This window comes from Actinoplanes sp. NPDC051633 (genome assembly GCF_040681735.1).
In the GTDB taxonomy this organism is placed as follows: Bacteria; Actinomycetota; Actinomycetes; order Mycobacteriales; family Micromonosporaceae; genus Actinoplanes.
Window position 1 is genome coordinate 1 of record NZ_JBFAZH010001559.1, and the last position, 1480, is coordinate 1480.

General features: G+C 72.3%; 2 protein-coding genes. Both read left to right on the forward strand.

Annotated elements, in window-relative coordinates:
- The coding region (locus AB0M20_RS43115) for an ABC transporter permease (RefSeq protein WP_364307245.1) at positions 1-968 on the forward strand (968 nt) is incomplete at its 5' end.
- Between the two features lie 10 nt (positions 969-978).
- Positions 979-1416 (forward strand): VOC family protein, encoded by a 438-nt coding sequence (locus tag AB0M20_RS43120; protein WP_364307247.1) that lies wholly within the window; start codon positions 979-981, stop codon positions 1414-1416.
- Positions 1417-1480 lie beyond the last annotated feature (64 nt).

The window sequence follows — 1480 nt, forward strand, 5'->3', positions numbered from 1 at the left end:
CCGCCACCCCGGTGCTCCCGGCCGGGCTGGCCGGCGCACCGCCCCCCGTCGCGGCCCCGCCGTCCGCGGCGCAGTCCACGTCGGCGCTGCAACAGGCCGGTCTCGCCGTGCGCCCCGCCGCTGACGACGCCGCCGCGGAGCAGGCGGTCCGCGAGGGGGACGCCGACGCCGCGGTGCTGGCCGGCCCGCGGGTGATTGCGCTCGACGAAGAGCCCAGAGACGTGGTCGACGCGCTCAGCTCGGCGCCGCGGGTCCAACTCCTCGAGCCCTCGGACACCGACCCGTTCGTCCAGTTCGTGGTGCCCTTCGCGCTGGCCTTCGTCTTCTTCCTGACCTCGTTCACCTTCGGCCTGCAGATCGCCCAGAGCGTCACCGAGGAGAAGCAGACCCGGGTGGTCGAGATCCTCGTCGCCGCTGTGCCGCCCCGGGCCCTGCTGGCCGGCAAGGTGGCCGCGATGACGCTTCTCGCGTTCGGCCAGATCGCCCTGATCGGGCTGGTGGCGATCGCGGGCATGCGCATCGCGGACGTGGAGCCGGCCATCTTCGGCGTGATCGGCCCGGCGATCGGCTGGTTCATCCCGTTCTTCGTCGTCGGCTTCCTCATGCTGGCCGCGCTCTGGGCCGGTGTAGGCGCGCTGGCCGCCCGTCAGGAGGACCTGGCCGGCGTCTCGGCGCCGCTGCAGATGGCCATCATGATCCCGTTCTTCCTGACCATCTTCCTGTCGGACAAGCCGGCGGCGGTGGCGGTGATGTCGTACTTCCCGCTGACCGCGCCGGCCGCGATGCCGGTCCGCTGGTTCAACGGCGACGCCGCGATCTGGGAGCCGTTCGCATCCCTGCTGGTCCTCGCCGCGACCGCGGTGGTCCTGCTGGCGGTGGGCGCCCGGATCTACGAGGGCTCGCTGCTGCGGACGAACGGCCGCACCAGCTTCGCCACCGCCTGGCGCACCCGCTCCGTCGTGTCCTAACGTGCGGCGGATGACGAAAGAAGTGCAGATCACGTTCGACTGCGCCGACCCGGCGCTGCTGGCGGGCTTCTGGGCCGAGGTCCTCGGGTACGAGGTGCAGGGCCCGCCACCGCCCTACGAGTCGTGGGACGAGGCCCTCGACGCGTGGAACATCCCGCCCGAGTTGCGCAACAGCCGGTCGGCGGTGGTCGACCCCAAAGGCGGCGGCCCGCGGATCTTCTTCCAGCAGGTGCCGGAGGGCAAGACGGTCAAGAACCGGGTGCATCTCGACGTGCGGTCCGCGCCGGGCCTTGAGGGTGACGAGCGGATGGCGGCGCTGGAGCGGGAGGCCGACCGCCTGGTCGCACACGGCGGAACCAGGCTCCGGCGCCAGGACCCCGAGCCGCCGGCGGACGCCGGCCACATCGTGATGGCCGACCCCGAGGGCAACGAGTTCTGCCTCGACTAGGCCGTGTTTCGTAGTCCGGCCGAGTGCGAGGCGAGGTCCAGAGTGTGGCTGGCATCGGGCGCGA

Excerpts from the sequence above, each read along its gene's own strand:
- AB0M20_RS43120 (WP_364307247.1), top strand. The coding sequence starts at position 979 with ATGACGAAAGAAGTGCAGATCACGTTCGACTGCGCCGACCCGGCGCTG.